This window comes from Amycolatopsis sp. NPDC004772 (genome assembly GCF_053601215.1).
This window is the reverse complement of the sequence record NZ_JBSGBK010000112.1, coordinates 1-24,770: the sequence shown is the minus strand read 5'-3', so window position 1 is coordinate 24,770 and position 24,770 is coordinate 1. Positions and strand designations below refer to the sequence as shown.

Genomic DNA, 24,770 nt, shown 5'->3' with positions numbered 1-24,770 from the left:
CGGAAGAAGGCGTGGAAGCCCCGGCTCATGGTGACGCCGGTGCCGTCCGGCAGCCGCCTTACCACTCACGACGAGTGCGGGAGGACGCAGACCGTGTCGAGGCCGAGGACGTGGTTCAACCGTCCGAACGCGAGCCACGCACCGAGGCTCATCGACAGCTCGACGATCTCCCGCTGACTGTACGAAGCGGACATCCGCTTCCAGAACTCGTCGTCCAGGTTGTGGTGGTCGGTCGCGTACCGCTCGGCGTACTCCGCCGCCAGCCGCGTCCGCTCGTCGAAGCGGTCCGTCGTGCGCCACTCCGCCACCGCGTCCGCGAACTCCGGCTCGACCTTGACGCCGTCGCGTTCGGTGCGCCAGTCGAGGCAGAAGACGCAGCCGTTGATCTGCGCGATCCGCAACCGCGCGGCCTCGAACTCCCGCAGCCCCAGCGTCGTGTGCTCGTACACCGCCAGCGAGAACTTGGACGCGGCGATCCCGATGCCGGGGACCATTTCGCCCCAGACGTACCCGATCGGGTCCTTGCCGGCGGGGAGGTCGATGTTCACGAGCGGCTCCTTCCGAGCTTGCCGGCTGCCGGGCGCAGCGGGACGTCGAGTGCGTCGTAGAGGCCGGGTTCCGCCGCGGCCAGCCAGTCGATCGCGCCGACCAGGCGGCCGACGGCGGTGGCGTTGCCGCCCGCCGACCGGTTCTCGCCTTCGTCGGTCGCCTCGACGGTGACCTCGATGCGCGGCCGGCCTTCGATGATCACGCGGTGGGCGCCGTCGCCGCTGGGCGGCGTGGGCCAGTCCGGCGCGCAGGAGGCGTGGATGCGGGTGACGTGCTCGATGACGATCCGCGGCTCGCCGTCGACGATGCCCTGGACCTCGAACCGCACCGCGCCTTGGGTGCCCTTCTCGAACTCGCCCATGGTCCGCGTGGTCACGGTCTCGTCCAGCGGGCGCCGGTCCAGCGTCTCGCGCAGCTCGGTGACCTCGACGCCGAGGCCGCGCGCGATCAGCCGGACCTGCCCGCCCCACACCATCGACGGCACGCCGGTCATCAGCATCGGCGGGTCGTAGTCCATCGGCTGGCCCATCCCGACCAGGTACCGGACGGAGTCCGGCTGCTCGTAGGTCGAGTAGTCGAAGATCTCCTGGCAGCGGACGACGTCGACGTCCGTGCCGAGCCCGCTGATCAGCAGCGGCAGCACGTCGTTGCCCCAGCCGGGGTCGACGCCGGAGACGAACAGCGAGCCGCCGCCGTCCTCGATCGCCGCGAGCACCGGGTCACGCAACTCTTTCGGCGCGTTCCGCTGGTCGTAGAGGGGGTACAAGGCGGGGGTCACGACGACCGCGCCCGCCCGGACCGCGCGCATGATGTCGGTGAGCGCGTCGTCGAACCGGACGTCTCCCGAAGCGGCGTACACGACCGCGCGCGGACTCGCCGCCAGGACGGCCTCGATGTCGTCCGTCGCGGCGACCCCCAGCTCGCCGACCCCGGCCAGCTCACCGGCGTCCTTGCCGACCTTCGCCGGGTCGTGGACGAGCACCGCGGTCAGTTTCAGCGCCGGATGGGCGTCGACGGCCCGGATTGCCGCACGGCCGACGTTGCCCGTGCCCCACACCACTGTGGCGATCATGGCCTGAGTTTTCGCCGTTTTGCGCAGCTCCGGGAAGGAAATCGTTCCGGCCAGCGGACCGCGCGTCCGTTGGTAACATGACCAGCGCCCGAACGTCGTATCGGAGGCCCGCGATGACGATCGACCCCAAGCCCCGCAGCCGCACGGTGACCGACGGGATCGAGGCCGCGCCCGCCAGAGGCATGCTGCGCGCGGTCGGGATGGGCGACGGCGACTGGACGAAACCGATCATCGGCGTCGCCAGCTCGTGGAACGAGATCACGCCGTGCAACCTGTCCCTGGACAGGCTGGCCCAGGCGTCGAAGGAAGGCGTGCACGCAGCCGGCGGCTACCCGCTGCAGTTCGGCACCATCTCGGTGTCCGACGGCATCTCCATGGGCCACGACGGCATGCACTTCTCGCTGGTCTCCCGCGAGGTCATCGCCGACTCGGTCGAGACGGTCATGCAGGCCGAGCGGCTCGACGGCTCGATCCTGCTGGCCGGCTGCGACAAGTCCCTGCCGGGCATGCTGATGGCCGCCGCGCGCCTCGACCTGGCCTCGGTGTTCCTCTACGCCGGCACGATCGCCCCCGGCTGGGTCAAGCTCACCGACGGCACCGAGAAGGACGTCACGCTGATCGACGCCTTCGAGGCGGTCGGCGCGTGCCGGGCCGGACGCATGCAGAACGCCGACCTCGACCGGATCGAACGCGCCATCTGCCCCGGTGAGGGTGCCTGCGGTGGGATGTACACCGCGAACACGATGGCGTCGGCGGCCGAAGCCATGGGGATGAGCATGCCGGGTTCGGCCGCGCCGCCGTCCGCGGACCGCCGCCGCGACCACTACGCCCACCTGTCCGGGGAAGCCGTCGTCGGCCTCCTCGAGAAGGGCATCACCGCGCGGGACATCCTCACGCGGGAGGCGTTCGAGAACGCCATCACCGTCGTGATGGCCCTCGGTGGTTCGACCAATGCCGTGCTGCACCTGCTGGCCATCGCGCACGAGGCCAAGGTCGAGCTGACCCTCGACGACTTCAACCGCGTCGGCGACCGCGTCCCGCACCTGGGCGACCTGAAGCCGTTCGGCAAGTACGTCATGAACGACATCGACCGCCACGGCGGCATCCCGGTGCTGATGAAGGCGCTGCTGGACGAGGGCCTGATCCACGGCGACGCGCTCACCGTCACCGGCCGCACGGTGGCCGAGAACCTCGCCGAGCTCGACCCCGACCCGATCGACGGTGAAGTGCTGCGCGGCCTGGACAACCCGCTGCACCCGACCGGCGGCATCACCATCCTGCGCGGCTCGCTCGCCCCGGAAGGCGCGGTCGTGAAGTCCGCGGGCTTCGACACGGCCAACTTCGAGGGCCCGGCGCGCGTGTTCGAACGCGAGCAGGAAGCCATGGCGGCGCTGAACGAGGGCCGGATCGAGGCCGGCGACGTCGTTGTCATCCGCTACGAAGGCCCCAAGGGCGGGCCGGGCATGCGCGAGATGCTGGCGATCACCGCGGCGATCAAGGGCGCCGGGCTGGGCAAGGACGTCCTGCTGCTGACCGACGGCCGGTTCTCCGGCGGCACCACCGGCCTGTGCATCGGCCACGTCGCGCCCGAGGCGGTCGACGGCGGCCCAATCGCGTTCGTCCGCACCGGCGACCGGATCGCCGTCGACATCAAGGTGCGCAGCATCGACCTGCTGGTCGACGCCGCCGAGCTGGCCCGGCGCCGCGAAGGCTGGGAGCCGTTGCCGAACAAGTTCGGAGAGGGCGTGCTCGGCAAGTACGTGAAGCTGGTGCGGTCGTCGTCCTACGGGGCCGTCACGAGCTGAGCGAGGGCGCGCTTGTCGACCTTGCCGACGTCGGTGAGCGGCAGCGCGTCGGCGAAGTCCACCCGCGCCGGGACGTAGTGCTCCTGGCCGAAGGTGGCCCGGGCGTGCGCCTGCAGGTCGGCCGCCGTGACCTCGCTCGTCGCGACGACGACGGCGTGCAGCCGGTCGCCGCGGCCGAAGACGGCCGCGCTGCGCACCGCCGGGTGCGTCTCCAGGGCGTGTTCGACGACGGTCGTGGGGACCTTCGTGCCGTGCTCGCCGACCACGGCGACGTCGTCCGCGCGGTCGAGCAGGTAGAGGTAGCCCTCGTCGTCGAAGCGCCCGAGGTCGCCGGTGCACAGCCAGCCCGCGCCGATCTCCGCGCCGCCGAGGTAACCGTCCATCATGGACAGCCCGCGCACTTCGACCTCGCCGTCTTCGGTGATCCGCGCCTCCATGCCCGGCACGATCCGGCCGACCGAGCCGAGCCGCTCCGGGCGGCCGATCAGCTCGGCGGCGGAGATGCTCGCGATCATCGGCGCCTCGGTGAGGCCGTAACCCTGGCCGACGACCGGGCCGAAGACGTCGAGGGCCTGCGCGAGCCGGTGCGGCGGCAGCGGTGCGGCGCCGAGGGAGAGCGAGCGGACGCTGGTGAGGTCGGTTTCCGGCCGCTTCGGGTGGTCGAGGAGCGCGGCCAGCCGCGGCGGCGTCAGCGAGAGCGTGTCGATGCGGTGCTCTTGGATCGCGTCGAGGACGGCACCTGCGTCGAACCCGTCGTGGACGACGAGGGTGTCCTGCCGCAGCAGCGTGCCGAGCACGGTGGCGTTGCCGGTCATGTGCGTCATCGGGGCGACGAGCAGCGTGCGGCCCGGGCCGTCCGGCGACGGCGTGAAGAGGTACGCCATGCCGTCGTAGATGCCGCTGTGGCGGATGAGCTTGGGGGTGCCGGTGGTGCCGCCGGTGGGGAAGAGCAGGCGGACGGTCTCCGGCGGGTCGAGCGGCTCGGGTTCGCCGTCGAGGTCGTCGAGGGTTCTCGTGTCGGCGCCGGGCCAATCGTGGGGCCGGTCGGTGACGACGGTGGCGCCGCGCGCCGCGGCCAGCCGGCTCGCTGTCGGCGCCGAGGCGGGAACCAGGAGCACGGTCGCGCCGCGCAGTAGGGCCGCCAGCTGGACGAGCACCGTCTCGGGCCGGTTGCGCAGGTCGAGGGCGACGGTGGCGTTGGTTTCGCCGAGCCCGCCGTGGAGACGGCGCAGCCGGTCGCGGGCCTCGTGGTAGGTGGTGACGCCGTCGCTCGCGTGGAACAGGACGCGGTCACCGCCGTCCTCGAGCGCGGCCAGGACCTTCGTCAGGAAGAAGCTCACGCCCGGGGACGGTACTCAGGTGAGGCTTGTTCTGCCGTCGCCCGCCGCATGACTTCGCTTTTCAGCCGCCGGTTCGCGCGAGGGGCGCGGCGGGCTGACCAGAACAAGCCTCAATCCTGGTAGGACAGCTTCGCCAGTTCCTCGTCGAAGTCGAACCAGTCGCTCTCGCTGCCGGCCGGGATGACGTCGTAGGTGCGGTCGAGGAAGGCCGCGATCTCCTTCGCCGGGGCCTCGAGCACCGCGGCGCCGTCCGGGGAGCTCAGCTCGACGACGACCAGCGCGGGGTCGCCGGCCGGGCCGATGCGCACGTCGCCGTCGCCGCAGCGGGCGAGCAGGCCGTCGGCGAGCAGGTCGCGGCCGAAGAGCCACCGGACCGCGCTCGGGCCGGCGTGCAGCACCACGGCGACCGCGTACGGGTCGCGGGTGTCGTGCTCCAGCTCGGCCGGCACCGGTCGCGGTCCGGCCCCGAAGGTGCGGAGGGCGAAGTCGATGCGGGCGTTGGTCACGGTGTGCGGGTCGGCCATTTCGGCCCCTTTGCTACTCGTCGGTTAACTTCGGCTGCTTCCAGGGATAACCCATAGTCAGTTCAACGCCCAGCGATCCGAAAAACTTTCACACGCCAGGGTGATCAAGAAGTGTCCGAGGTCACCGTCAGCGTGGCCGAACGGGCAACTCCCTCACACACGGTCACCACCGGTGACCGGTCTTTCCAGCCCGCGATGTCCAGGTACACCCACCGACCGTCCAGATACGCGTGTCGACCCCTCAATCACGCGTGCCGACCTTTTGATCACGCGTTGCTCGGCACACCCGCGCCCGCGGTGAGCAGAGCGAGCGGGCGAGCCGGTGCCGCCCGGCCGGGCCCAGGCCCTCCCGGACCGTGCCCTGGCCGGCGGTCCGCACGACGCTGACCAAGCACCCGACGGGCATTCGGAGCCGCACGGCCTCCGGATGGGTTCCGGCGGCGGATTTGCGCCGTCCGGGTGGGAAAGGCCACCCGGCACCAGTCCGCTTCGCCGTCCGGCCGCGAACCCCCGGCAAGTCAGGGGTGACTGGAGGACCGGGAATGGGTGAGCGTGGGCGGCTGCGGCTGCCACCGGACGAGGCACCGGCGCCCGCGCCGAGCGCCGAAGAGCTGCTCGCGCGGGTCGCGGCGGGCGACGAGACGGCGTTCGCGTCGCTCTACGACCTCGTCGCCGGTCCGGTCCTCGGGCTCGCGACGCGCGTGCTGCGCAGTCACGCGCAGGCCGAAGAGGTGGCGCAGGAGGTGCTGGTGGAGGTGTGGCGCAAGGCCACGAGGTACGAGCCGGACCGCGGCAGCGCCCTGTCGTGGGTGCTGACCATCGCGCACCGCCGGGCCGTCGACCGCGTGCGCTCGCACCAGGCCGGCGTCGACCGCGAGGAGCGGGCCGGCCTGATGGACGTCCGGCGGCCGTTCGACGAGGTCACCGAGTCCACGTTGGCCGGTCTGGAGCAGCAGCGGGTGCGGCAGTGCCTGGCCGCGCTGACCGACCTGCAGCGCGAGTCGATCGTGCTCGCCTACTACAACGGCTACACCTACCCCGAGGTCGCCGAGGTGCTGAAGGTCGCGCCGGGCACGGTCAAGACCCGCATCCGCGACGGCCTGATCCGGCTGCGCGACTGCCTGGGGGTGGACCGATGACCGCCGAGCTGCACACGATGACCGGGGCGTACGCCCTGGACGCGGTGTCCGCTGCGGACCGCGCCGAGTTCGAACGCCACCTCGGCGAGTGCGCCGCCTGCCGCCAGGAGGTGGCCGAGCTGCGGGCGACCGGCGCGCGGCTGGGCGTGGCGGCCGCGGTGGACCCGCCGCCGTCGCTGAAGCTGGTGGTGCTCGCCGACGTGGCCCGCACCCGCCAGCTGCCGCCGAGGGTGCCGGTGGTCCGCCGGCTGAGCCGGGCCAAGACGTGGCAGGTGCGCTTCGCCCTGTTCGGGGCCGCTGCGGCGGCCGTGGTGGCGGTCGTGTTCGGCGTGGTCCGGACGCCGGCGCCGGTCGACTCGGTGCTGAGCGCGCCGGACGCGGCCGCGATCCAGGGGGCCGGCCAAGGGCACACCACGCTCGTCGTCTCGCGCAGCCGCCACCAGGCCGTGCTGCTCGCCTCGGACCTGCCGGCCCTCGACGCCGGGCACGTCTACCAGGTGTGGCTGATCGGCGGCGGGCACGCGCGCTCGGCCGGGCTGATGACGACCGAGGTGTCGCAGCGGATGCTGGTGGCCGAGCTGCCCGCCGACGTCGACCGGATCGGGATCACCGTCGAGCCCGCCGGGGGTTCGGCCGGCCCGACGACCCCCGCCGTCACCAGGATTTCCCTTGCGTAGCCGCGGGTGGGCCGCCCTGCTCGGGGTCCTGGCGCTCGCCGCCGCGTTGGCGGCCGGCCACCTCGTCGCCGGGTTCGTCGGCGTCAACGCGTCGCCCTACCTGGCCGTGGGCAACGGTGCCATCGACCTGACCCCGGTGTGGCTGAAGGACTTCGCCGTCCGCACCTTCGGCACCTACGACAAGCTCGTGCTGCTGTCCGGGATGGCCGTCGTCATGGTGGCCGTCGCGGCGGTGGCGGGCCTGCTGTCGCGCCGGACGCCGGTGCCGGGGCTGGTGGTGATCACCGGGTTCGGGCTCGTCGGCCTGGTCGCGGTGTACGCGCGGCCCGACCTCGACGCGGTCGCGCTGCTCGCCCCGCTGGCGAGCCTGGTCGCCGGGGTGGGGACGTTCGCCGTCCTGCACCGGCTCGCCGGCAACACCGCCGCCCCGGACTCGTCGCGCCGGACGGTGCTGCTGGCGGGCGCGGGAGTCGTCGTGGGCGCGGGGGTCGCCGGTCTCGGCGGGCAGCTGCTCGCCGGCCGCCGGGACGCGGCGGCGTCGCGCGCAGCGGTCGGGCGGCTCGTCCCGGCCCGGACCGCGCCGATGATCCCGGCCGACGCGGACTTCGCGAAGCTGGGCACGCCGCCGTTCCTGACGCCCAACGACCGCTTCTACCGGGTGGACACCGCACTGACCGTGCCGCAGGTGCGGGCCGAGGACTGGAGCCTGCGGCTGCACGGGATGGTCGACCGCGAAATCCGGTACCGCTACGACGACATCCGGAACCGGCCGCTGGTGGAACGCACGATCACGATGACCTGCGTGTCCAACGAGGTCGGCGGCACCTACGTCTCCACCGCGAACTTCATCGGCATCGACCTGGCCGGCCTGCTCGAAGAGGCCGGGGTGCGGCCGGGTGCCGAGCAGCTCTTTTCGTCCAGTGTGGACGGCTGGACGTCCGGGAGCCCGGTCGCCGCGGCGCTGGACCGGGCGCGCGGGGCCATGCTCGCCATCGGCATGAACGGCGAGCCGCTGCCGATCGAGCACGGTTTCCCGGCCCGGCTCGTCATTCCCGGGTTGTACGGCTACGTGTCGGCCACGAAATGGGTGACCGACCTCGAAGTCACGACCTGGGGGGCGCGGCAGGCGTACTGGCTGAAACGCGGGTGGGGCCAGGAGGCCCCGATCAAAACGGAATCGAGAATTGACACGCCGAAGGGTTTCGAAACCGTCCCGTCGGGGAAGGTCCGGGTCGCGGGGGTCGCCTGGGCGCAGCACACCGGGATCGCCAAGGTCGAACTGCGCATGGACAACGGTCCGTGGCGGGAAGCCATGCTGTCGCAGGAAGTCAACGTCGACACCTGGCGCATGTGGTGGCTCGAGTTCGACCTCGCGCCCGGCGGCCACCAGGTCGTCTGCCGGGCGACGGACAAAACCGGGTCCACGCAGACCGAAATGCGCGCCGGGACGGTCCCCGACGGCGCGACCGGGTGGCACAGCATCGCTTTCACGGCACGGTGACCCGGATCACCCGAATGGGGGCCAAGCCGATTTGCGAGTAGTTCCGAATACCGAGCAAGAAGAAGTTCTCAGCCGCTTATGGGAGTGATTTTCGTGACCAAGCTTCGTGTCGCCGGAATCGGTGTCGCCGCTGTCGCCGCCCTTTCGCTGACCGCGTGCAGCGGTAGCGACACCGCTTCGTCGGGCAGCTCCAGCAGCGCCCCGGCGCCGGCTCCGTCGTCGTCGATGTCCGCGCCGTCGTCCAGCATGGCGGCCGGTGGGTCCGGCGTGACCACCAACGCCGACGTCTTCGGCCCGGCCTGTTCGCAGCTGCCGCAGGGTTCCGCGCCCGGTTCGCTGGACTCGATGGGCCCGCAGCCGGTCGCCTCGGCCGCCTCGACCAACCCGCTGCTGACCAAGCTGGTGGCCGCGGTCAAGGCCACCAACCTGGTCGACACGCTGAACAGCCAGGAGGCCATCACGGTCTTCGCGCCGGCCGACCCGGCGTTCGCCGCTCTCGGTGACGCCAAGTTCAACGAGCTGGCCGGCAAGCCCGCCGAGCTGGCGCCGATCCTGCAGTACCACGTCGTCGGCAAGCGCTACGACGCCAAGGGCCTCGCCGCGGCCGGTTCGGTCGACACGCTCAACACCGCCGGCGGTCCGGTGAAGATCGAGGGCTCCGGCGACAGCATGACGATCAACGGCGCGAAGATCCTGTGCGGCAACATCCCCACGAAGAACGCCACGGTCTTCGTGATCGACAAGGTGCTGACGCCGGGTACCAACAAGTGATCTAGCGTCCGAGCAGGGGGCCCAGGCGTTCCGCGATGTCGGTGAGGATCTGCACGTAGTCTTCGTGTTCGAAGGTGAACGGCAGGGCGAAAGCCACCTCGTCGATCTCGCGGAACGCCTGGTGTGCGTGCAGCCGCTCGGCGATTTCCGCCGACGTGCCGACGAAGTCGGGGGAGAACAGCATCCGCGCGGGGCCCTGCGGTTCCGCCGTGCGGGGTAGCCGGTTTTCGGCGTAGGCCTGGTACTTCGCCCGCTGTTCCGGCGTCGCGCCGTCGGTGGGGATCACGACCAGGCCCTGCGAAATGCGGCCTTCGGGGTGGTGCTCGCGGAACGTCCGGATGTGCGAGAGCTGGATTTCGGCGAAGTCCGTGCTCTCGCCTTCGGCCTTGACCACGCTGCTGGTCAGGAAGTTCATCCGGTGCTTGCCGGCCCACTCCGCCGAGCGGAGGCTCGCGCCGCCGTACCAGAGGCGGTCGCCGAGGCCGGGCGCCTGCGGCTGGACGCGGTCCGAGAACACCTCGAAGCCCTGGGTGCCGCTGAAGCCCGTCGCCGGCTCGCCGCGCACGAAGTCCAGCAGCCGCTGCACCCGGTCGTACGAGAAGTCTTCGACGTCCGCGGTGTCCGGGTAGAGGGCGTGCTTGACGTCGTCCCAGCGCATCGGCGGCCCGACGCTGAGCCCGGGGTTGAGCCGGCCGCCCGAGAGCAGGTCGACGGTGGCGAGGTCCTCGGCCAGCCGCAGCGGGTTTTCCCAGCCGAGCGGGATCACCGCGGTGCCGAGCTCGATCCGGCTGGTCCTTTGCGACGCGGCGGCCAGCACGGCGACCGGCGAGGAAATGCCGTACTGGAGGTGCCGGTGGCGCACCCAGGCGCTGTCGAACCCGAGGCGTTCGCCCAGTTCGATGATCTCCAGCGTCGACTCGTGGCCCCGGCGCGGGTCGGCCGCGTCGAACAGGCCGATGGTCAGGAAGCCGAGCTTCCGCAGTGGTCGTGACACAGCTTCGATTTTGCCCCGGTGGGCGGGGTCGTCCCAGCTGGTGGACTACCGCAGCCGGTCGAGGCCGTCGAGGACGAGGTCCAGCCCGAATTCGAACTCCGCCTGGTCGTCGCACCAGCCGAGGGTCGACTCCGGGTCGTCGTGGGCGATTTCGGCCAGCATCCCGACCAGGTTCGGCAGCTGGGCGGCCAGTTCCGCGGGCACCTCGGCCGACGCCCCGGCGTTCGGGTCGAACAGTTCCTGGCTGAACCCGAGCGCGCGGCTGCCCAGCGCGTGCAGCGCGTGGTGGATCCGGTCGTGCGAGAACCCGCCCTCGCGCATCAGGCCGACCAGGCCGTCGTAGTACTTCAGCACCGCGATGCTCGTCGCCGAACGCGTGCCGAACAGGCCGGGCGCCCAGGGGTGGCGGAGGAAAACCTGGCGCGCCGCGAGGATGCGCCGCCGGGCCGTCTGCTTCCAGTCCGGGCCGGGCGCCAGGCCGGCCACGACGTCGTTGATCTCCTCGGCGACCACCTCGACGATCCCGTCGAGCACGTCTTCCTTCTTGGCCACGTGGTAGTAGAGCGACATCGCCTCGGCGCCGAGGTCCTCGGCGAGCCGGCGCATGGTCACCGCGCGCAGCCCGTGCTCGTCGGCGAGCGCGACGGCCGCCCGCAGCACGCGTTCCCGGCTCAGCGGGGTCCGGGCTTCGGTGGTCACGGACTGGATCGTACAACGTAAGTCCCCTTGACCCCGGGCTCGGCCCGGAGCTACCTTACGACGTAAGACTTACAACGTAAGGGAGACGTCATGAAGGCTTTGGTGCAGCGTGCGTACGGTTCGCCCGACAGCTTGACCTGGGAAGACGTGCCGCAGCCGGTGCCTGGTCCCGGCGAAGTGCTGGTGCGGGTGCGCGCCACTTCGGTCAACCCGTACGACTGGCACTACCTGAGAGGCGAGCCGTACCTCGCGCGGCTGATGCCCGGCGGTTTCGGGCTGCGTCCGCGGGCCGGCGTCCTCGGCTGCGACCTGGCCGGCCGGGTCGCGTCGGCCGGCGACCGGTTCGCGCCGGGCGACGACGTCTACGCGCTGCTGCCGCGGGGTGCGCACGCCGAGTACGTCTGCGTGCCCGAGGAGCTGCTGGCGCCGATGCCGGCGAACCTCACCCACGAGCAGGCGGCGGCGATGCCGATGGCGGCCGTGACCGCCCTGCTCGCGTTGCGGGGTGTCGAGGCCGGACAGCGGGTGCTGGTCAACGGCGCTTCCGGCGGGGTTGGCACCTTCGCCGTCCAGCTGGCGCGGGCGCTCGGGGCGCGGGTCGACGCGGTGAGCACCAACGTCTCCCTGGTGCGCTCGCTCGGCGCGGAGCACGTCTTCGACTACCGGACGGACGACTTCACGCGCAGCGACCGCCGCTACGACATCGTGCTGGACATCGCCGGCGGCCGGTCGGTGTTCGCCTGCCGGCGGGTGCTGGTGCGGGGCGGCACCTTCGTCGCCGTCGGGGGCCCGGCCGGGCGGTGGGTGCAGCCCGCGGGGCACGTCTTCGCCGCCCTCGCATCGGGGCTTCCGGCGCGGCGGCGGGTGGTGCTCGCGGACGCCGTGGCCTGCGCGGACAAGGCGGCGGTGCTGCGTGAGCTGGCCGGTTTCGTGGAGCGCGGCGCGGTCACGCCGGTCGTCGACCGGAACTACCCGTTCGACGACCTGCGTGCCGCGTTCGCTTATTCGGAAGCAGGGCACGCCAAGGGCAAGGTGGTCGTCACCCTCGGCGGCTAGCCGTTGTGCGGGCAGTTGCCGCGGTAGTCCGAAATGGACAGGCTGGTGCTCGGGATCGGGCAGAGGAACTGCTCGTAGCGGGTGTCGTTGTCGATGAACCGCTTGAGCCAGGACAGGGTGTACTTCGCGATCGTCGTGTTCGACGTGTTGGGTGCGAAGTGGCTGGCGCCGCGCAGTTCCAGGTAGGCCCGGTCCAGAGTGGACGGAAGAGTGGCGTAGAACGGGATCGAGTGCGACGCCACCGGCGCGATGGTGTCCGACTGCGCCCCGACGACGAGCGTCGGCACCCGCAGCGTCGACCAGTTCTTCGTCAGGTTCCAGCCGGTCAGCGGCACCGCGGCCTGCAGCGACGGCCGGGAGCGCGCCGCTTCGAGCGTGCCGCCGCCGCCCATGGAGTGCCCGACGACGCCGAGCCGGCTGCTGTCGATCCGCGACCGGACGCTGCTCTGCTGCGTCAGGTAGTCCAAGGAGGCCAGCAGCTGCCGGCCGCGGCTGTCGGGCTGGTCGGAGGTGGTGATGGTGTCGATGGTGAACACCACGAAGCCCTGTGACGCCAGGCGCGGGCCCAGCCAGGCGATGCTCGACTGGGTGGCGGTGAAGCCGGGGGCGATCGAGATCGCGCCGAACGTGCCGGCGGTCGTGGTCGTCGGGTAGTAGATGGTGCCGCCGCCGAAGCCGGAGACGGCCAGCCGGGACACCGTGGCGGTGCTCGTCGCGAACGACCCGCGACTGGCTTCGATGCTGGCGGTGGTCGGGTCGGGGCCCCGCTCGTAGGGGTTCGCGGCGGCGGGTGCCGGCGCGGCGACCGCGGTGGTCAGCGCCAGGGCGCCCAGCACGACGCCGGCGGCCTTGGCGCGCCACCCGCGTCGGCGGGAAATTTTCTCACCCAAGCCGGACGTCGTCGGCGGGCTGGTGGGTGCGGACATGGATCGCTCTCTTTCCCCGGGCAGGCGAAAGCACGCCCGGACACAGACGGGCGGATCGGCAGAACTGGTGCACGGCAACGGAAGGACATGCCGCGGGCGGGATGCGGGGTAACCGCTTTCCCTCCGCCTATGAAACACCTTGGCAAAATGTTCCACATCCTCCGAATGGGGGAGCGGTTTGACGAACTGGGCGGTCGCTCAGGGCACGCGCACCGGCTCCAGGGCGCCGCGCACGAGGGTGTCGACCAGCGTCGTCGCGACGGTCAGGTCGACCGAGCGCGCGGCGAGGACGTCGGAGTAGAGGAAGGACTCGCCGAGCCGGACCACCGCGAAGGCCAGGTCCGGAAGCCCGACCAGCGGGGCCAGCCCGGCGGCGTCGGCGTCCTGCTGGAACAGCGTGACGTGCGCGTCGACCAGCCCGGGCTGCACGGCACCGCGCGGATCGGTGAGCACGCGCAGGGCGACGTTCGACTCGGCCTCGATGAGCTTGCGCATGCCTTCGCTGCCGGCGACTTCGCGGCGGTAGGCCTCCATGACCCAGAGGCAGCGCAGCCGGCCGTCCGGGGTGCGGACCGCGTCGCCGTGTTCGGCGCGCCAGCCGTCGAGCGCGCGCTGCCAGGTCCGGTCGGAGAGCAGGCGGAGGCCGGCGCCCATCAGGTCCTCGCGGTTGCCGACGCGGCGGAAGAAGGTGGTGCGCGAGATGCCGAGGTCGGCGGCCATCCGCCCGAGGTCGAGGCGGGTGCCGGCCATCAGCAGGCGGGCGGCGTGCCGGACGATGTCGTCGGTGGAGGCGGTCACCGGCGTCACCCTAGTCCGCTGGTGGGTGCCGGTTACCTTGAAGTGCGCGGCACCCCTTCGGTTAGCTGGGTTCCGTGCGCGTAGACATCTGGTCCGATCTGGTCTGTCCCTGGTGCTATCTCGGCAAACGCCGCTTCGAGCAGGCGGTCGCCGAAGTCGGTGTCGACGTCGAGGTGGTGCACCACTCGTTCCAGCTCGACCCGTCGTTCCCGCGCGGGACTTCGCGGCCGACGCGGGAGGTGCTGGCCGAGAAGTACGGCCGGACATTGGAAGAAGCGGACGCGATGGAAGCCCAGATGGAGGAGCGCGCGGCCGCCGACGGCCTCGAGTACCACCTCGACGGCGTCCACATGGGCAACACGGTCGACGGCCACCGCCTGGTCCACTTCGCGGCCGAGCGCGGTCTGGCCGACGCCGTCGTCGACCGGTTCTACGCCGCGCACTTCACCGAGCGGCGTTCGCTGTTCGACCGCGATTCGCTGGTATCGCTGGCCGCGGAGGCGGGATTGGACGAAGCCGAGGCGCGGGCGGTGCTCGAATCCGACGCGTACGAAGCAGAAGTGGCATCGGACGGCGAGCAGGCCCGCGCACTCGGCGCGTCCGGCGTCCCGTTCTTCGTGATCGACCAGCGCTACGGCGTGGCGGGAGCCCAGTCGCCGGAGGTGTTCGCCCAGGTGCTGCGGCAGGTCAGCGCCGCCGCCGCCGGGTGAACCGCGACCGGTCGGTGGCGATGCCGGCCAGGTGCAGGGCAACGCAGAGAAGCCCGGCGGTGGTGAGCGTCCCGGTGGTGATCACCGGGCCGAGCCCGAACCCGGCGAGCTCCATCAGCAGGGCGAGCCCGAAGAGAACGGCGGCGAGAATGGCGAGCATGACGGTCTCGTTTCCGTGGCGTGGGGCCGAATGGTCCACGCCACTAAGACGTTGGGGGTACCGGGGTTTCCGGCTTGGTGGCCGGTAATTCCCCCGCCCCGCCCGCCTGAAACGACCACTTCCCCACGCTCGTTTCCCCCGCGGATCCCGACGCGGTACCCAGGCGGTCGGCCGGCGTACCCGGAGGGTCGGTCCGCGCACCGGAGGTGCCGGTTCGTGTGATTGGAGGGGCGACACGCGTGATTGGAGGGGCATCGCGCTGATGCCCGCCCAAGCACGTGTGATGCCCGCTGAAGCGCGTGCGAGGCCCGGCTGGTCACGCCGGGGGTGGGGCGGTGCTGGAGCGGATGATCAGCTCCGTCGGGAGGAGGACCGGCTCGCCGGCTTCCGTGCCCGTCTCGATCTCCGCCAGGAGGGCCTTCACCGCGTGGCGGCCCACCGCCTCGAACGACTGGCGGATCGTTGTCAACGGCGGCCAGAAGTGGGCTGACTCCTCCATGTCGTCGAAGCCGACCACGCTCACCGAAGCCGGTACCGCGCGGCCCGTCTCGTGCAACGCGCGCAGCACTCCCAACGCCATCTGGTCGTTCGCCGCGAACACCGCCGTCACCTCCGGGTCCGCCGCCAGGCGCAGGCCCGCCTGGTAACCCGACTCCGGTGACCAGTCGCCGACCGCCACCGGGGGGACGAACCGGCCCGCACGCTCCAAAGTGGCCTGCCAGGACTTCCGGCGCCGCTCGGCCGAGTACGACTGCGGTGGCCCGGCGATGTGCCAGACCGTCGAGTGCCCCAGTGACAGCAGGTGGCTGGTCGCCCGGGCCGCGCCGTCGGCCTGGTCGTTGTCCACCACCGGGTAGTCGTACCGGGCACTCGAGTCGATCACCACCACCGGGAGCCCGTGCGGCAGTTCGATTTCGCTTTGGTCAAGCTGGTGTTGCTCGATGAGGATGATGACGCCGTCGACGGCCTGCTCGTTCAGCGTGCTGAACGCGCCCGTCACCTCGCCCTGGGTCGGCCGCGTCACCGGCATCAGGATGATCGAGAACCCCTCGGGGACGACCGCCGCTGCGATGGCGTCGAGGGTGCGGCTGTTGCCGAACGTCGGGAGGGCCGAAATGATCACGCCGATGCTGCGAAACTGGCCGTTGCGCAGGGCACGGGCCGCGCTGTTGGGCCGGTAGCCGACCCGGCGCATCGCGGCGAGGACCCGCTCGCGCGTCGCGTCGTCCACATTGGTCTTCCCGTTGGCCACCCGGGACACCGTCTGGCCCGACACGCCGGCCTCGCGGGCGACGTCCGCCATCGACGGGCCTCGGCGCCGGGACGGGCCGGGTGCGGATGACGTCGCTGTCTGGCGCGGCACGGTCACTCCTTGGTGTCCTGGACATGTTTACGTCAACACGTTACTCTGCGGCCGTCCATGTTGACGTAAACATCCCGCCGGGTCCAGGGCCCGGCGCACGTGATCACTCGGAGAGACGATGACGTCCACAGCGGCTCCGCCCGCGCCGGTGCCGGCGCGCCGGGCGCCCGCGGCCCGCCGGCCGCGGCGGAAATGGCGGGGCTGGCTCTTCGTCGCCCCGTTCATGCTCGTGTTCGCGCTGACCTTCATCGCGCCGGTCGTCTACGCGTTCGTGCTGAGCCTCTTCCGCGACCAGGCTTTCTTCGGCGGCACGGTCTTCGTCGGCGCCGACAACTACGTCCAGGTCTTCGGCGACCCGAAGTTCTGGGAGGCCTTCCGGCGGGTGCTGGTGTTCCTCGCCGTTCAGGTGCCGATCATGCTGGTGCTCGCGCTGATCGCCGCACTCGCGATCGACAGCGCCCGGCTGCACGCCGCCGGGTTCTTCCGGATCGTGATCTTCCTGCCGTACGCGGTCCCCGCCGTCGTCGCCGCCCTGATGTGGGGCTTCATCTACGGTGACCACTTCGGGCTCGCGGCCGACTTCAACCACCTGTTCGGCACCGCGGTCCAGCCGTTGTCCCCGAGCTGGCTGCTCACGTCGATCGGCAACATCGTGACGTGGGAGTTCGCGGGCTACAACATGCTCATCTTCTACTCCGCGCTGAAGGTGATCCCGAAGGAACTGTTCGAGGCGGCCGCGATCGACGGCGCCGGCACGTTCCGCACGATCCTGTCGGTCAAGCTCCCCGCGATCCGGGGCGCCATCGTGGTCGCGACGATCTTCTCGATCATCGGCAGCTTCCAGCTCTTCAACGAGCCGAACATCATGCGCAACCTGGTCCCGAACACGATCGGCACGTTCTACACGCCGAACATGTACGCCTACAACCTTTCCTTCAACGGGCAGCAGTACAACTACTCCGCCACCGTCGCGATCGTGATGGGCGTGATCACCGCGGTCATCGCCTACGTCGTGCAGCTGCGCGGCTCCCGGAAGGAGATGTGACGTGGCCACCTTCTCGGTGACGAAACCCCGCAAGTCGCGTGTCCTCACGGGCTTCATGGCGCTGTACTTGATCTACACCCTGGTTCCCCTGGTGTGGCTGGTGATCAACGCCAGCAAGACCCAGCCGGCGCTGTTCTCGACGTCGGGGCTGTCCTTCGGCGGCACGTTCGCGCTGTTCGACAACATCGGCCAGACGTTCACCTACAACGGCGGGATCTTCTTCCGCTGGCTCGGCAACACCCTGCTGTACGTCGTGGTCGGGGCCGGCGGCGCGACGATCCTCGCCACCGCGGCGGGGTACGGGCTGGCCAAGTACCGCTTCCCCGGCCGCCGCGCGGTGTTCGCCATCGTCCTCGGGGCCGTGGCCGTGCCGCCGACCGCGCTGGCCGTGCCGACGTTCCTGATGTTCAGCAAGATGGGGCTGACCAACACGCCGCTGGCGGTCCTCATCCCGTCGCTGATCAGCCCGTTCGGCCTGTACCTGATCTGGGTCTACGCCGCCGACGCCATCCCGGACGAGCTCCTGGAAGCGGCGCGGATCGACGGCGCCGGCGAGCTCCGGATCTTCCTCACCGTGACGCTGCGCCAGCTGGTCCCCGGGATCATCACGGTCGCGCTGTTCACCATGGTGCAGACGTGGAACAACTACTTCCTGCCGCTGATCATGCTCAGCGAGCCGAAGTGGTACCCGCTGACCGTCGGGCTCAACCAGTGGAGTGCCCAGGCCAACGGCGCCGGCGCCCAGCCGATCTTCAACCTGGTGCTCACCGGGTCGTTGCTCACGATCATCCCTCTAGTCGTCGCTTTCCTGCTCATGCAACGGTTCTGGCAATCGGGCCTGAGCGCCGGCAGCGTCAAGCAGTAACTCTCCGCCGTCACACCGCCGTGAAGGGACATCCGATGTCAAGAATCCGCACCCGCGCCAAGGCGGCCGCCGCCCTCGCGCTGGCCGCCGCGCTCGCGGTCGGCTGCTCGTCCGGGGGCACGTCCTCCGCGCCCGCCGCCGCCACCGGCACCCAGGACTCCGTCGACGCCGCGCTGAAGGCCGGCGGCGAGATCACCTACTGGAGCTGGACGCCGTCGGCCAAGGACCAGGTGGCCGCGTTCCAGAAGGAATACCCGAACGTCAAGGTCAACTACGTCAACGCGGGGACCAACAAGGAGGAGTACACCAAGCTCCAGAACGCGATCAAGGCCGGCTCGGGTGCCCCCGACGTGGCCCAGATCGAGTACTACGCCCTCCCGCAGTTCGCGCTGACCGATTCACTGGCCGACCTCAACCAGTTCGGGTTCGGTTCGTTCGAGAAGGACTACAGCGCCTCGACGTGGGCGCAGGTGAAGAACGGCAACGGGATCTACGGCCTCCCGCAGGACTCCGGCCCGATGGCCCTGTTCTACAACAAGGAGGTCTTCGACAAGAACGGCATCGCCGTGCCGAAGACCTGGGCCGAGTACATCGAAGCGGCCAAGAAGCTGCACGCCGCCGACCCCACCAAGTACATCACCTCGGACACCGGCGACCCCGGGTTCGTGCTGAGCATGATCTGGCAGGCCGGTGGGCGTCCGTTCACCGTCGACGGCCGGAACGTGAAGGTCGACTTCGGCGACGCGGGCACGAAGAAGTGGACCGCGATGTGGGACCAGCTGATCCAGGGCAAGCAGCTCGCCCCGGTCAAGGAGTGGTCCGACGACTGGTTCCGCGCCCTCGGTGACGGCACCATCTCCTCGCTGGTCACCGGCGCCTGGATGCCGGGCAACTTCATCTCGTCGGTGCCCGGCGGCGCCGGCAAGTGGGCGGTCGCGCCGATGCCGACCTACGACGGCAAGCCGGTGACCGCGGAGAACGGCGGCAGCGCCCAGTCGGTCGTCAAGCAGAGCAAGAACCCGGCACTGGCCGCGGGTTTCGTGCGCTGGCTCAACCACGCCGGCGGCGTCCAGCCGTTCATCAAGAGCGGCGGCTTCCCGTCCACCACGGCCGACCTGACCTCGCCCGCGTTCGTCGACGAGGCGCTGCCGTACTTCGGCGGCCAGAAGGTCAACCAGGTGCTGACCCAGGCTTCGAAGGACGTCGCCCCGGGCTGGACCTACCTGCCGTACCAGACCTACGCCAACAGCATCTTCAGCGACACCGCCGGCAAGGCCTACGTGAACGCCACCCCGCTCGACGCCGGACTGGCGGCCTGGCAGCAGGCCATCGTCGACTACGGCAACCAGCAGGGCTTCACGGTCAGCGCCGGATGACCGTCGACATCGAAGGTGACGCGGGCCAGGTCATCGGCCCGGTCCCGCGTCGCCTCTTCGGCTCGTTCGTCGAGCACATGGGCCGGTCCGTCTACACCGGGCTGTACGAGCCCGGCCACCCCACGGCGGACGACCGCGGCTTCCGCGGTGACGTGCTGGAGCTGGTCCGGGAACTCGGCCCGACCGTGCTCCGCTACCCCGGTGGCAACTTCGTTTCCAGCTACCGCTGGGAAGACGGCGTCGGGCCGGTCGAATCACGGCCGGCCCGGCTGGACCCGGCGTGGCACAGCGTCGAGTCCAACCGCTTCGGCCTGCACGAGTTCGTCGCGTGGGCCGAAGCCGCGGGTGCCGAGGTGATGTACGCCGTCAACCTCGGCACCCGCGGCATCCAAGAAGCCGCCGACGTCCTTGAGTACTGCAACCACGCCGGCGGCACCGAACTGAGCGAGCGGCGGCGCGCGAACGGCGCCGACCGCCCGTTCGGCTTCAAGCTGTGGTGCCTGGGCAACGAGATGGACGGCCCGTGGCAGATCGGCCACAAGACGGCCGAGGAGTACGGCCGCCTGGCCGCCGAGACCGCCCGGCTGATGCGGATGATCGACCCCGGCCTCGAGCTGGTCGTCGCCGGCAGCTCGCACGCCGACATGCCGACGTTCGGCGAGTGGGAGCGCACGGTGCTGCGCCACACCGCCGAGCTGGTCGACCACATCTCGCTGCACGCCTACTACCAGGAGCTGCACGGCGACACCGACAGCTACCTGGCGAGCGGGGCGGCGCTGGACCGCTACATCCGCACGACCGCGGGTGTCATCGACGAAACCCTCGCCGAGCTGGGCCTGGACAAGAAGATCGGGATCAGCGTCGACGAGTGGAACGTCTGGGACCTGCGCCGCTGGAACGAGGTCGACCAGGCGAAGCTCGCCGAGGGCGGCTGGCGGCAGCACCCGAGGATCATCGAGGACACCTACACCGTCACCGACGCGGTCGTCGTCGGCTCGCTGCTGAGCTCGCTGCTGCGCAACGTCGACCGGGTCACCATGGCCAACCAGGCGCAGCTGGTGAACGTCATCGCGCCGATCCGCTCCGAGCCCGGCGGCCCGGCTTGGCGGCAGACGACGTTCCACCCGTTCCGGCAGGTGGCCTCGCTGGCCGGTGGGGCGAGCCTGCGCCTGTCCGTCGACGGCGACCGGTTGCGCACCGCGCAGCACGGCGAAGTCGACCTCGTCGACGTCGCCGCGACGGTCGAGGAGTCCGGGCGCGGGGCGGTGTTCCTGACCAACCGCGCGACGGCGTCGCCGACCGAAGTCCGGATCCGCCTGCGCGGCGCCCGGTTCGGCGTCTACGCCGCCGAAACCCTGACCACACCGGACGGCGAGACCCGCCACACGGTGAACACCGCCGACGCACAACCGGTCCGGCCGGTGCCGCTACCCGGCACGGTCGCGACGTCCGATCCCGGGGGGACCACCATCACCGTGACACTGCCACCCTTGTCCTGGACCGTGCTCCAGCTGACCCCGCAGGCGGGCCCGGATGCCTGAGTTCGCCATCGGGGAGCACGACTTCCTGCTCGACGGCCGCCCGTTCCGCATCCTGTCCGGGGCCCTGCACTACTTCCGCGTCCACCCGGACCTGTGGGCCGACCGGATCGACAAGGCCCGGCGGATGGGGCTCAACACCATCGAGACGTACGTGGCGTGGAACGCGCACGCCCCCGAGCCCGGCTCGTTCGACCTGTCCGGCGGGCTGGACCTCGACCGGTTCCTGCGCATGGTCGCCGACGCCGGGATGTACGCGATCGTGCGGCCCGGCCCGTACATCTGCGCCGAGTGGGACAACGGCGGGCTGCCCGCGTGGCTGTTCCGCGACCCGTCGGTCGGCGTGCGCCGGTACGAGCCGAAGTACCTGGACGCCGTCCGCGAGTACCTCACGAAGGTGTACGAGGTCGTCGTCCCGCACCAGGTCGACCGCGGCGGGCCGGTGCTGCTGGTCCAGGTGGAGAACGAGTACGGCGCGTTCGGCGACGACAAGCGCTACCTGAAAGCGCTCGCCGAGCACACCCGCGACTCCGGCGTCACCGTGCCACTGACCACAGTGGACCAGCCGACGCCGGAGATGCTCGAAGCGGGCAGCCTCGACGGGCTGCACCGGACCGCGTCGTTCGGCTCCGGCGCCGAGGCGCGGCTGGCCATCCTGCGGGAGCACCAGCCGACCGGGCCGCTGATGTGCAGCGAGTTCTGGAACGGCTGGTTCGACCACTGGGGCGCGCACCACCACACGACGCCGGCCGCGGATTCGGCGGCGGAGCTCGACGCGCTGCTCGCCGCGGGCGCGTCGGTCAACCTGTACATGTTCCACGGCGGCACCAACTTCGGGCTCACCAACGGCGCCAACGACAAGGGCGTCTACCAGCCGCTGATCACGTCCTACGACTACGACGCGCCACTGGACGAAGCCGGGGACCCGACGCCGAAGTACCACGCCTTCCGGGACGTGATCGCCCGCTACCACAAGGTGCCCGACACCGTTCCGCCGCCGGCCCGGCCCGCGCCGACGCCGTCCGGCGCGCTCGGTGACCCGGTCCGGCTGCTCGACGCACCGGAGCGGTGGGGCACCTGGGAATTCCACGAGGAGCTGCCCGCGTTCGACGAGCTCACGCCGATGCCGCAGCTCGCGCTGCTGCGGTGCACCGTCGAGGGCGACCGGCCCGGCGTGCTGACCTTCGGCGAGGTCCGCGACCGCGCCACGGTGTTCTTCGACGGCGACCTGGTCGGCACGCTCAGCCGGGACCACCACGAGCGCGCGATCCCGCTGCCGCGCGCGGCCGGCGAGCTGCTGGTGCTGGTCGAGGACCAGGGCCGCGTCGACTACGGCCCGCGCATCGGCGAGGCGAAGGGCATCATCGGCGGGGCGTCGCTGCACGGCGAGCCGCTGGCCGGCTGGGACGTGCTGCCGTTCGACCTGGCCGCGCTGCCGTGGCTGCGGCCTGCGGCGCCGTCGTCCGTGGCGGGCGCGGTCGCCGGGCCGGTGCTGCTGCGCGCCGACATCGATGTCGACGAGCCCGCCGACCTCTTCCTCGACACGGGGGAGTGGGGCAAGGGCGTCGCCTGGCTCAACGGGTTCGCGCTCGGCCGGTACTGGCGGCGCGGGCCGCAACGGACGTTGTACGTGCCGCGCCCGGTGGTCCGGGCCGGCGCCAACGAACTGGTCGTGCTGGAACTCGGCACGATGCTCGACCCCGCGGCCCGGTTCGTGCCGCGGCCGCTGCTGGGCCACACCGAGGCCTGAAGTACCGTCCCCACCGCACCCGAAGGGCAGTTCGACGATGAACTTGCGGCGTTTGCTCACCGTCCTTTGTGTACCTCTGATAGGCGGCGCAGTGGTTGCCGCACCGGCGGAGGCGGCCACCGCTGTCACGGTCAAGCCGGATCCGACCTACCGGCAGCAGCCGTTCGACGGCTGGGGCGCCAGCCTGGCGTGGATGGCCGAGGCGACCGGCGGCTACCCGGACGCCGTCCGGAACAAGCTGGCCGACCTGGTCTTCGGGCCCGACGGGCTGAACCTGAACATCGCCCGGTTCAACGTCGGCGGCGGCAACGCCCCCGACGTCCCGTCGTACCTGCGCGCGGGCGCCGCGGTGCCGGGCTGGTGGAAGGCCCCGGCCGGTACCACCCGCACCGACAAGGACTGGTGGACCCCCGGCGACGCGGCCGAGTTCGACCCCAAGGCCGACCCGAACCAGCGCTGGTGGGTCGACAAGATCAAGAACCGCGTCACGAAGTGGGAGGCGTTCAGCAACTCGCCGCCCTACTTCCAGACCGTCTCCGGGTACGTCTCGGGCGGCTTCAACGCCACCGACGAGCAGCTGCGCACCGACAAGATCGGCGACTTCACCGCGTACCTGACGCAGGTCGTGCGCACCCTCGAGAAAGCGCACGGCATCAAGTTCGCGTCGGTGAACCCGCTGAACGAGCCGAACACGAACTACTGGAAGACCACGCTCGGCGCCGACGGCAACCCGACCGGCGGCCGCCAGGAGGGCGCGCACATCGGCCCGGCGGTCCAGTCGCAGCTGATCCCGGCGATGGCCTCGGCCCTCAAGGCGGCCGGTTCGCGGGCGATCGTCTCCGCGCCCGACGAGACCAACCCGGACATCTTCGCGGCGGACTGGGCCGGCTGGTCGGCCGACGCCCGCGCGGCGGCGGGCCGGCTCAACGTGCACACCTACGGCACCGGCAACCGGCCGGTCCCGCGCGACCTCGCCAAGGGCGCGGGCAAGCCGCTGTGGATGAGCGAGGTCGGCGGCAGCTGGCTGGACCGCCAGGACTTCACGGACATGGACCCCGGCCTCGGCATGGCCAAGCAGATCACCGACGACCTGCGGCTCCTGGAGCCCAGCGCGTGGGTCAGCTGGCAGCCGATCGAGGACTACAACAACATGAAGCCGGGCGGGGAGTCCGCGGCCGGGATGAACTGGGGCGAGATCCAGGTCCCGTTCGACTGCCCGAAGAACGCCACGCTGCAGACCTGCCCGATCAAGACGAACACGAAGTTCAACACCATGCGCAACTTCACCCACTACATCAAGCCGGGTGACCGGCTGATCGGGGTGAACGACACCGCGTCGACGGTCGCTATGCGCGGCGAGGACCTGGCGACGGTCGTGCACACCAACGCGGGCACCGACGCCCAGGACGTCACGCTGGACCTGTCCGGCTTCCGGAACGTCCGGCACGGGGCGTCCGTGACGCCGGTGGTCACCGACGTCACCGGGGCGCTGAAGCGGGGCAAGCCGGTGAAGGTGACCGCCGGTCGAGCGACGCTGCAGGTGCCGGCGCGTTCGGTGACGACCTTCCTCGTCGACGGCGTCTCCGCGACCGCGGCCGGCACGGGCCTCGGCTCGGGCAAGCCGGTCACCTTCACCGGCGTGCAGAGCGGCAAGTCGCTGTCGGCGGAGAACGGCTCGCTGGTGCAGCGCACGACGGACGCCTCGGCGGCGGCGCAGCGGTGGACCCTCACCGACCGCACGGGCCGTTACGGCAACCGCGACCGGTTCACCATCACCAACGCGGGCACCGGACAGGTCCTCAGCACGTCCGGCGGCGCGGTGACGCTGGCCGCGGCGGGCGCGTGCGACCCGGCGGCGCAGTGGACGCTGTCCACCACCGGCGACGGCACCTGGACGTTCGTCAACGCGGCGAGCGGGCAGCTGCTCGACGTCACGAGCGAGTCCCGTGAGGACGGCGCCCGGATCGGCCTCTACAAGCCGACGAACGGGCCCAACCAGCGCTGGCAGGCCATCGCCGGCTGACCCCAAGCGCCCCAATGTGGCGTTGGTTGCGTCCAACGCACCCAATGTCGCGAGACGGTTCTGGAAAGAAAACACAACACACAATACGC

At 71.0% G+C, this 24,770-nt stretch carries 23 protein-coding genes; 13 read left to right on the top strand and 10 right to left on the bottom strand.

Going from position 1 to position 24,770, the window contains the following annotated elements; genetic code table 11:
- Positions 1-65: 65 nt before the first annotated feature.
- Positions 66-548 (bottom strand): carboxymuconolactone decarboxylase family protein, encoded by a 483-nt coding sequence (locus ACWEF6_RS38745; protein WP_449687504.1) that lies wholly within the window; start codon positions 546-548, stop codon positions 66-68.
- Positions 545-1,621 (bottom strand): NAD(P)H-dependent amine dehydrogenase family protein, encoded by a 1,077-nt coding sequence (locus ACWEF6_RS38740; RefSeq protein WP_449687503.1) that lies wholly within the window; start codon positions 1,619-1,621, stop codon positions 545-547. The genes ACWEF6_RS38745 and ACWEF6_RS38740 overlap by 4 nt, the downstream gene beginning before the upstream one ends.
- A gap of 113 nt (positions 1,622-1,734) precedes the next feature.
- Here ACWEF6_RS38740 and ilvD point away from each other — a divergent pair, with 113 nt between their 5' ends.
- Complete coding sequence (gene ilvD / locus ACWEF6_RS38735; RefSeq protein WP_449687502.1) at positions 1,735-3,426, top strand: dihydroxy-acid dehydratase; 1,692 nt, start codon at positions 1,735-1,737, stop codon at positions 3,424-3,426.
- Here ilvD and ACWEF6_RS38730 read toward each other — a convergent pair.
- Positions 3,405-4,766: a class I adenylate-forming enzyme family protein gene (locus tag ACWEF6_RS38730; RefSeq protein ID WP_449687501.1), complete on the bottom strand. Its 1,362-nt coding sequence runs from the start codon at positions 4,764-4,766 to the stop codon at positions 3,405-3,407. The genes ilvD and ACWEF6_RS38730 overlap by 22 nt on opposite strands.
- Before the next feature lie 110 nt (positions 4,767-4,876).
- Entirely contained in the window at positions 4,877-5,290 is a 414-nt protein-coding gene (locus ACWEF6_RS38725; protein WP_449687500.1) for an SsgA family sporulation/cell division regulator, read from the bottom strand.
- A gap of 542 nt (positions 5,291-5,832) precedes the next feature.
- Here ACWEF6_RS38725 and sigK point away from each other — a divergent pair.
- The 4 genes from sigK to ACWEF6_RS38705 all read left to right on the top strand — a co-directional run bounded on the left by sigK (position 5,833) and on the right by ACWEF6_RS38705 (position 9,378).
- Entirely contained in the window at positions 5,833-6,429 is a 597-nt protein-coding gene (sigK, locus tag ACWEF6_RS38720) for an ECF RNA polymerase sigma factor SigK (RefSeq protein WP_310967380.1), read from the top strand.
- A complete protein-coding gene (locus ACWEF6_RS38715) occupies positions 6,426-7,106 on the top strand; it encodes an anti-sigma factor (RefSeq protein ID WP_449687499.1) in 681 nt (226 codons plus the stop codon). The genes sigK and ACWEF6_RS38715 overlap by 4 nt, the downstream gene beginning before the upstream one ends.
- Positions 7,099-8,607: a molybdopterin-dependent oxidoreductase gene (locus tag ACWEF6_RS38710; protein WP_449687498.1), complete on the top strand. Its 1,509-nt coding sequence runs from the start codon at positions 7,099-7,101 to the stop codon at positions 8,605-8,607. The genes ACWEF6_RS38715 and ACWEF6_RS38710 overlap by 8 nt, the downstream gene beginning before the upstream one ends.
- Positions 8,608-8,700: 93 nt before the next feature.
- Complete coding sequence (locus ACWEF6_RS38705) at positions 8,701-9,378, top strand: fasciclin domain-containing protein (protein ID WP_449687497.1); 678 nt, start codon at positions 8,701-8,703, stop codon at positions 9,376-9,378.
- A 1-nt stretch (position 9,379) separates the two neighbouring features.
- On the opposite strand, the gene ACWEF6_RS38700 is transcribed toward ACWEF6_RS38705, so the two are convergent.
- Complete coding sequence (locus ACWEF6_RS38700) at positions 9,380-10,372, bottom strand: LLM class flavin-dependent oxidoreductase (protein WP_449687496.1); 993 nt, start codon at positions 10,370-10,372, stop codon at positions 9,380-9,382.
- 45 nt (positions 10,373-10,417) lie between these two features.
- Complete coding sequence (locus ACWEF6_RS38695; protein WP_449687495.1) at positions 10,418-11,071, bottom strand: TetR/AcrR family transcriptional regulator C-terminal domain-containing protein; 654 nt, start codon at positions 11,069-11,071, stop codon at positions 10,418-10,420.
- A 90-nt stretch (positions 11,072-11,161) separates the two neighbouring features.
- On the opposite strand from ACWEF6_RS38695, the gene ACWEF6_RS38690 reads away from it, so the two are divergent.
- Complete coding sequence (locus tag ACWEF6_RS38690) at positions 11,162-12,127, top strand: NAD(P)-dependent alcohol dehydrogenase (protein WP_449687494.1); 966 nt, start codon at positions 11,162-11,164, stop codon at positions 12,125-12,127.
- Here the strand turns inward: ACWEF6_RS38690 and bdeA are convergent.
- On the bottom strand, positions 12,124-13,053 hold the full coding sequence (gene bdeA, locus ACWEF6_RS38685) for a bis(hydroxyethyl) terephthalate hydrolase (RefSeq protein ID WP_449687493.1): 930 nt from the start codon (positions 13,051-13,053) through the stop codon (positions 12,124-12,126). The genes ACWEF6_RS38690 and bdeA overlap by 4 nt on opposite strands.
- Positions 13,054-13,251: 198 nt before the next feature.
- The gene (locus ACWEF6_RS38680; RefSeq protein ID WP_449687492.1) at positions 13,252-13,851 is read right to left on the bottom strand and encodes a QsdR family transcriptional regulator; all 600 of its coding nucleotides are present in this window, start codon (positions 13,849-13,851) and stop codon (positions 13,252-13,254) included.
- 74 nt (positions 13,852-13,925) lie between these two features.
- On the opposite strand from ACWEF6_RS38680, the gene ACWEF6_RS38675 reads away from it, so the two are divergent.
- Positions 13,926-14,561, top strand: a complete 636-nt coding sequence (locus ACWEF6_RS38675) for a DsbA family oxidoreductase (RefSeq protein WP_449687491.1) — start codon at positions 13,926-13,928, stop codon at positions 14,559-14,561.
- Here ACWEF6_RS38675 and ACWEF6_RS38670 read toward each other — a convergent pair.
- Entirely contained in the window at positions 14,539-14,721 is a 183-nt protein-coding gene (locus tag ACWEF6_RS38670) for a hypothetical protein (protein ID WP_176175443.1), read from the bottom strand. The genes ACWEF6_RS38675 and ACWEF6_RS38670 overlap by 23 nt on opposite strands.
- A gap of 316 nt (positions 14,722-15,037) precedes the next feature.
- Positions 15,038-16,090 carry a LacI family DNA-binding transcriptional regulator gene (locus ACWEF6_RS38665; protein WP_449687490.1) on the bottom strand — a complete coding sequence of 351 codons (1,053 nt, stop codon included), beginning with the start codon at positions 16,088-16,090 and terminating at the stop codon, positions 15,038-15,040.
- A 112-nt stretch (positions 16,091-16,202) separates the two neighbouring features.
- Here ACWEF6_RS38665 and ACWEF6_RS38660 point away from each other — a divergent pair, with 112 nt between their 5' ends.
- From ACWEF6_RS38660 to ACWEF6_RS38635, 6 genes are all read left to right on the top strand, one after another.
- Positions 16,203-17,129: a carbohydrate ABC transporter permease gene (locus tag ACWEF6_RS38660; protein ID WP_449687489.1), complete on the top strand. Its 927-nt coding sequence runs from the start codon at positions 16,203-16,205 to the stop codon at positions 17,127-17,129.
- Position 17,130: 1 nt separating this feature from the next.
- Positions 17,131-17,994 (top strand): carbohydrate ABC transporter permease, encoded by an 864-nt coding sequence (locus tag ACWEF6_RS38655; protein ID WP_449687488.1) that lies wholly within the window; start codon positions 17,131-17,133, stop codon positions 17,992-17,994.
- A 35-nt stretch (positions 17,995-18,029) separates the two neighbouring features.
- Positions 18,030-19,370: an ABC transporter substrate-binding protein gene (locus ACWEF6_RS38650; protein ID WP_449687487.1), complete on the top strand. Its 1,341-nt coding sequence runs from the start codon at positions 18,030-18,032 to the stop codon at positions 19,368-19,370.
- The gene (gene arfA / locus ACWEF6_RS38645) at positions 19,367-20,911 is read left to right on the top strand and encodes an arabinosylfuranosidase ArfA (RefSeq protein ID WP_449687486.1); all 1,545 of its coding nucleotides are present in this window, start codon (positions 19,367-19,369) and stop codon (positions 20,909-20,911) included. The genes ACWEF6_RS38650 and arfA overlap by 4 nt, the downstream gene beginning before the upstream one ends.
- Entirely contained in the window at positions 20,904-22,658 is a 1,755-nt protein-coding gene (locus ACWEF6_RS38640; RefSeq protein WP_449687485.1) for a glycoside hydrolase family 35 protein, read from the top strand. The genes arfA and ACWEF6_RS38640 overlap by 8 nt, the downstream gene beginning before the upstream one ends.
- 91 nt (positions 22,659-22,749) lie before the next feature.
- Positions 22,750-24,681: an RICIN domain-containing protein gene (locus tag ACWEF6_RS38635; protein WP_449687484.1), complete on the top strand. Its 1,932-nt coding sequence runs from the start codon at positions 22,750-22,752 to the stop codon at positions 24,679-24,681.
- Positions 24,682-24,770 lie beyond the last annotated feature (89 nt).